This window comes from Allobosea sp. GW821-FHT03A12 (assembly GCF_058986765.1).
On sequence record NZ_JBYSVZ010000004.1, the window covers coordinates 911,838 to 918,074 of the forward strand.

Genomic DNA, 6,237 nt, shown 5'->3' on the forward strand with positions numbered 1-6,237 from the left:
TTAAGAGGCCGGCAAAGTGGCGGCTGCGGCGGCCGGCGTCAATCGATAGGCTTGCGGGCGCGCGCCAGCCTCGCCAATCTGCCGGCCGGAGGGGCTCATGGCCGGATTCGGACTGCTCGACCTGATCGCGATCGCCTTCTTCGCTGCCGCCTGGATCGGCTATCTTTTGGCCGTCGAGGTCGGCCCGCATTCGCGGCGCAGCCTGAACACGCTGATGAACGAGCGCCGCGAGCGCTGGATCATGGAATCGGTCAAGCGCGAGAACCGGATCATCGACACGCAGGTGATGAACGGGCTGCAGAACGGCACCGCCTTCTTCGCCTCGACCTCGCTGATCGCGATCGGCGGCTCGCTGACGCTGCTGCTATCGGCCGACCGCGTCGTCCAGATCTTCGCCGACCTGCCCTTCGCCACGCAGACGACGCGCACCGCCTGGGAGATCAAGGTGATCGGCCTCGCGGTGATCTTCGCCTATGCCTTCTTCAAGTTCGGCTGGGCCTATCGATTGTTCAACTACTGCGCCATCCTGATCGGCGCGATCCCGCCGCATACGGAAGCCGACAGGCCGGAGACGATCGCCGCAGCGCGCGAGGCGGTGAGAATGAACATCGTCGCCGGCCTGCATTTCAACCGCGGTCAGCGCGCCTTCTTCTTCGCGCTCGCCTATCTCGGCTGGTTCATCTCGCCCTGGCTCTTCCTGATCGCGACGGCAGCCGTGCTGACCGTGATGTGGCGCCGGCAATTCGCCTCGGATTCGGCAGCCGCAGTGGGCGCGGGACGCAAGGCGGCTTGACGAAGCCCGTTCCGCGGCTCAGCAAGCGCCATGACCAGACCGACCGACGACGAACTCGCCGACACCATCCTGCGCCTTGCGGCTGAGCGCGGCGGCGAGCGCACGCTCGGTCCGATGGACGTCGCCCGCGCCCTCGGCGGCGACCACCCCGATGGCTGGGGCCCGCTGATGCAGCCGATCCGCCGCGTCGCCGTGCAGCTGATGAAGGACGGCAAGCTGGTGATCACACGAAAAGGGCGTCCGGTCGATCCCGACGATTTCCGCGGCGTCTATCGCCTGCGCCTGCCGGGCGACGATGCGGCCGGCGAAGACTAGGCCGTCTCACGGCGATCAGCTTGCTTCGTGTCGCGACAACGATTTGCGGACGGCGATGGCCGCGCCCGTTTCATGCTGTCTGGAATGGTCGACGAGGTTGTCGGTGGCTGTGCTGCCAGCTCGCAGGACGCAGCTTCAGCTGCAATAAAAAAGAGGCGGGGAACGCCTCCGCCTCTTGCCACTATCATCGTCTAACGCGCCCCGGGGCTTGCGGCAAGCCCCCCTCCATGTCCTAGCAACGCTGCCCTCGGCCTGAACCTCAGGCCAAAGGGAGTAGCAAAATGCGTGTCTTGTTATCGACTTACGGCTCGCGCGGCGATGTCGAGCCCATGGCGGCGCTTGCCGTGCAATTGCAGGCGCTCGGCGTCGAGGCCATCGTCTCCGCTCCGGCGGATCAGGAGTTCGTCGAGCTGCTCGAACGAGCCGGGGTGCCACTGGCCCCGGCTTTCATGCCGATCCGCCAATGGGTCAGCGAACGGGCGAAGCCGGCATCGACAGCCGACTTCCACAAGCTCGCCTCCGACATGATGGCCGGGCAATTCGGCGCGATCTCCGCAGCGGCCAAGGGCTGCGACGCGATCATCGCGACCGGCCTGTTTCCATCGGCGAGCGCCGCACGCTCGGTCGCTGAACTGCGCGGCCTCTCTTATCGCCACGTCACCTTCTGCCCGCTCTTCCTGCCGTCGCAGCATCACCGGCCCTTCCCCTATCCGGGCCATCCCCTGCCGGCGGAGGTGACCGAAAATCGCGAACTGTGGGACTTCAACGCGCGGACCATGAATGCGCTGTTCGGCGAGGCGCTGGCGACACATCGCGCCGCGGTCGGCCTGCCGCCCGTCGCCAATGCCCGCGACCACGTCTTCACGGACCGGCCGTTCCTGGCCTCAGACTCGATCCTGTGGCCGTGGCGGCAGACGGATCTCTGCGATGCCGTGCAGACGGGGGCGTGGATCCTGCGTGATACCCGCCCGCTCCCAGCGGAGCTGATCGCATTCCTGGAGGCAGGCGAACCGCCGATCTATGTCGGCTTCGGCAGCATGTTCGTCCAATCAGCGCGGGACGCCGCCCATCTTGCGCTCGAAACGATCCGCGCACAGGGCCATCGCACGGTCGTGCTGCGCGGCTGGGCCGACATCGCGCTGGGCGGCGACGAAAGCGACTGCTTCATCACCGGCGACATCAACCAGCAGGCGCTGTTCCCGCTGATGGCCGCGATCGTGCACCATGGCGGCGCCGGCACGACGACGGCCGCGACCATGGCTGGCGTACCGCAAGTGGTCGTGCCGCAGATCGTCGACCAGCCCTATTGGGCCGGCCGGGTAGCGGAGCTGGGCATCGGCGCAGCGCATGACGGCGCTGTCCCGACAGCCGGGTCGATGTCGGCGGCACTCGTCACCGCGCTGTCGTCCGAGATCAGGATACGTGCCGCTCAGACGGGCCGGATGATCCGCTCGGATGGAGCGAGCATCGCCGCCAGGCTCTTGCTCGACGCCATCAGCCGCGAGAAGCAGCCGGCCTAGCGGCTCGTCTTGGCCTGCGCCGGCCCGGGGAACAGCGCGTCCGTATACCCCGCGAAGTAATAGGCCAGCAGTCCGGCCCATTCCTTGAAGGCGTCGTCGGCGATGTCGAGCCCACGCGCCGCCTTGCGATAGGGCCGGAGATAGTCGGCCGGCGCGCCGGCCGAGAGGAAGTCGACCGGAAAGGCCTCGACCTGGAAACCCGCCTTGCGGAACACGCCCATGGCGCGCGGCATGTGCCAGGCCGAGGTCACCAAGAGCCATCGCTCGCCGGGCTTGGGATCGACCAGCCGGCGGGTGAATACTGCGTTCTCGACCGTGTTGCGCGACTTGTCCTCCAGGACGAGCCGGTTCTCCGGCAGGCCGAGCCCGAGGAACAGCAGCCGCGCCCCGTCGGCCTCGGTCCGCACCAGCGGCGAGAGCAGATTGCCGCCGCCGCCGGTGAAGACCAGCTTCGCCTCGGGATGGGCGCGGGCGAGCTCGACTGCCTTGGTCATTCGCGCCGCGGCGTTGTTGAGCACGATGTCCTCGCGCGCCACGCCGATCGCGCCGCCGAGTACGATGATGCCGTCGACCTTGCCGGAGTTCACCGCCTGCTGCGGGAAGCGATCCTCCAAGGGCCGAACGATGATCCGCGGCAGCGGACTGAAGGCGAGCAGGCCGAGCACGGCGACGCAGATCAGCCCGAGCCAGCGCCCCGGCCCGGAAAAGCGCGTGAAGGCGAGCAGGCTCGCCAGCACCAGCCCGCCAATGGCGAGGTTCACCGGCGAGGCCAGGAACCAGAGGATCTTGGAAAGGACGAAGAACATGATTTTCTTGAACAGACCCGCCTCCCTTACCCACAGAAAGCTGACAGGCCGTTAGGAAACCGCCGAGCGCGGCGGGAGTTCGGTGCGGGTTTGCGTTCACGTTGCGGTGAGTGCCGGCGGCGAGCGCCGTCATCCCAAGCCGTCATTCTCGGGCGAAGCGAAGCGCAGACCCGAGAATCTCAGGACGAGAAGGCGCCGACCGGCGCTCCCCTGCCAGAGATGCTCGGGTCAAGCCCGAGCATGACGAGCCCCGATCCTACCGTATGATCTGCGGCGGCTGCGCTGACGGGCGGCGGGTCTGCCGTGCGGCCAGGCGCTCGACCTCCAGCGCCCGCCCGGCCACCTCGCGCAGTTCGCAGCCCGCCTGCAGCCCGGCCGAGCGCGCCGGTGGCTGCGAGGCGCCATAGAAGGCGCATTTCTGCACGGCATAGCTCTGCCAGGCGAGCTGCAGCGCCGCGAACTGGCTGCGCGCGCCCGCTTCGAGGGTCCGCTCCAGCGCCGCTCCCGCCAGCGTCAGGCGCTCGCGCCAGACCGCCTCCTCGCGCCTCGCGCAGGAGATTTCGGCCTGGGCGCGATCATTCGCCGAGGCGGCGCTGACACAAGGCACCGCGACGAGGCCGATGCAGGCCGGGCTCGCGGCAAGGCCCTGCCGAACGCAGTTCGCGACCTGCAGACGATCGGCCGACTGCACCGGATTGGTCGGCACCTGCGCGAGCGCTGCCGTGCAGGAAAACTGCGCCATCAGGACGGGAATGACGAGGAAACCGCGCATGGCGGCGATCATGACCGCCAAATCGGCCGGGTCAAGCGCAGGCTGCCGTCCTCACGTGATCGGCAACGGCATGGCCGGAGCGGCCGCCGGCCGCGCCGAAACCTGCGCATACCAGCGGCGGATATTGGGCCAGTCCTTCTGCTGCACCGGCATGTGCAGCCAGCGATGCGCCCCGAGCGCCACCGCGATGTCGCCCATGCCGAAGCGCTCATTGGCGACAAAGGCTCGTCCCGCCAGGTGCGCCTCCAGGATATCGAGCTTGGCTTGCGCCTTTGCGACCGAGGCGGCGATCACCGCCTCGTCGGTATAGCCCGGCGTCTTGCGGACCAGCCCCCAGAAGGCAGGGGTCATCGACGGCTGCAATTCGGAGAGCATCCAGTCCATCCAGCGATCGGCCTCGGCCCGCCGCGCCGGGTCCTCCTCCCAGATCCAGCCGGCGCCGTAGCGCGCGGCGAGATAGCGCACGATACTGTTCGACTCCCAGATGACGACCTCGCCATCCTCCAGCGTCGGAATCTGCCCGTTCGGGTTCTTGGCGAGATAGGCCGGTTCGCGATTGCCGCCGAACTTGCCGCCGACATCGATGCGCTCGAAGGGCTGGCCGACCTCACCGGCCGTCCAGACCGCCTTCTGCACATTGATGGAGCTGATCCGCCCCCAGATCGTCAGCATGGTCGCCACCTTCGCATGATAGGGCGGCGACAATCGTCCGGCGGGCGGGCGAAGACAAGCGCCTCAGGCGAATTCCATGATGACGGCGTCGACGGCGAGGGAGTCGCCTTCCTTGGCCAGGATCTTGGCGATGGTGACGTCCTTCTCGGCGCGCAGCACGTTCTCCATCTTCATCGCCTCGACCATGGCGAGCGGCTCGCCGGCCTTGACCTCCTGGCCGACGCTGACGAGCAGCGCCTTGACCAGGCCCGGCATCGGGCAGAGCAGCACTTTTCCGGTGTCGGCCGCCGCCTTCTCCGGCATCAGCGCCGCCAGCTCGGCCTCGCGCGGCGTGTAGACATGGGCGTTGGCATAGGCGCCGGCATGGCCGAGCGAAACGCCGTTGAGGATCGGCCGGACCTGCGCCGCGATGACAACGCCATCGAGCGTGCCGCGCCAGACCGGCTCGCCCGGCCGCCAGTCGCTGGCGACCGTCAGGCTGCGCTCGGGGAAGGCGATCGTCACCCCCCCACCCTGCTCCGAGACCTCGCCCTCGAAGCGTTCTCCGCCGAGCGAGACGATGCGGGTGCGCTCGAACTCGACCTTGCGCCAGCCCTCCATCTGCGCCGAGACATGGCGCTTGCGGCTGTTCAGGCGATGGTCGCAGGCGATCGCGATCGCCGCCATGCGCAAGGCGATCTCGCCTTCCGGCTGCGGCAGCGAGAAGCCCTCCGGGAACTCCTCGGCGATGAAGCCGGTCGAGAGATTGCCCGAGATCCAGCGCGGATGCTGCATCACCGCCGCAACGAAGGGGATGTTGTGGCGGATGCCGTCGATGGCGAAGGCATCGAGCGCCCGCGCCTGCGCCTTGATCGCCGCCTCGCGGGTCGGCGCATGCGTCACCAGCTTGGCGATCATCGGATCGTAGTAGATCGAGATCTCGCCGCCCTCGAACACGCCGGTGTCGTTGCGCACGGTGGCCTCGCCATCCGGGCCCTCGCTCGGCGGGCGATAGGTCACGAGCCGGCCGGTCGAGGGCAGGAAGTTGCGGGTCGGGTCCTCGGCATAGACTCTGGATTCGACCGCCCAGCCGTTCAGCTTCACATCCGCCTGCAAGATCGCGAGCGTCTCGCCATGGGCGACGCGGATCATCTGCTCGACCAGGTCGATGCCGGTGATCATCTCGGTGACGGGATGCTCGACCTGCAGGCGGGTGTTCATCTCGAGGAAGTAGAAGGACTTGTCCTGGCCGGCGACGAACTCGACCGTGCCGGCCGAGTCGTAGTTCACCGCCTTGGCCAGCGCGACCGCCTGCTCGCCCATCTTGCGGCGGGTCGCCTCGTCGAGCAGCGGCGACGGCGCCTCCTCCAGCACCTTCTG

7 protein-coding genes are annotated in these 6,237 nt (G+C 68.0%); 3 read left to right on the top strand and 4 right to left on the bottom strand.

Annotation, left to right across the window (positions count from 1 at the left end; all coding sequences use genetic code 11):
- The first annotated feature begins 97 nt into the window (after positions 1-97).
- The 3 genes from AC3WLC_RS18575 (at position 98) to AC3WLC_RS18585 (ending at position 2,628) form a co-directional block, all read left to right on the top strand.
- Positions 98-793 carry a DUF599 domain-containing protein gene (locus AC3WLC_RS18575; RefSeq protein ID WP_493685374.1) on the top strand — a complete coding sequence of 232 codons (696 nt, stop codon included), beginning with the start codon at positions 98-100 and terminating at the stop codon, positions 791-793.
- A gap of 30 nt (positions 794-823) precedes the next feature.
- The gene (locus AC3WLC_RS18580; RefSeq protein WP_493685375.1) at positions 824-1,108 is read left to right on the top strand and encodes a DUF3253 domain-containing protein; all 285 of its coding nucleotides are present in this window, start codon (positions 824-826) and stop codon (positions 1,106-1,108) included.
- 281 nt (positions 1,109-1,389) lie between these two features.
- On the top strand, positions 1,390-2,628 hold the full coding sequence (locus tag AC3WLC_RS18585) for a glycosyltransferase (protein WP_493685377.1): 1,239 nt from the start codon (positions 1,390-1,392) through the stop codon (positions 2,626-2,628).
- Here the strand turns inward: AC3WLC_RS18585 and AC3WLC_RS18590 are convergent.
- The 4 genes from AC3WLC_RS18590 to AC3WLC_RS18605 form a co-directional block, all read right to left on the bottom strand.
- Positions 2,625-3,434 carry a YdcF family protein gene (locus AC3WLC_RS18590; RefSeq protein ID WP_493685378.1) on the bottom strand — a complete coding sequence of 270 codons (810 nt, stop codon included), beginning with the start codon at positions 3,432-3,434 and terminating at the stop codon, positions 2,625-2,627. The genes AC3WLC_RS18585 and AC3WLC_RS18590 overlap by 4 nt on opposite strands.
- A 256-nt stretch (positions 3,435-3,690) precedes the next feature.
- Positions 3,691-4,206: a hypothetical protein gene (locus tag AC3WLC_RS18595; RefSeq protein ID WP_493685379.1), complete on the bottom strand. Its 516-nt coding sequence runs from the start codon at positions 4,204-4,206 to the stop codon at positions 3,691-3,693.
- 51 nt (positions 4,207-4,257) lie between these two features.
- Positions 4,258-4,878, bottom strand: coding sequence for a glutathione S-transferase family protein (locus AC3WLC_RS18600; RefSeq protein ID WP_493685380.1), 621 nt, complete (start codon positions 4,876-4,878; stop codon positions 4,258-4,260).
- 63 nt (positions 4,879-4,941) lie between these two features.
- On the bottom strand, positions 4,942-6,237 hold a 1,296-nt coding region (locus AC3WLC_RS18605; RefSeq protein ID WP_493685382.1), incomplete at its 5' end, for an ATP-binding protein.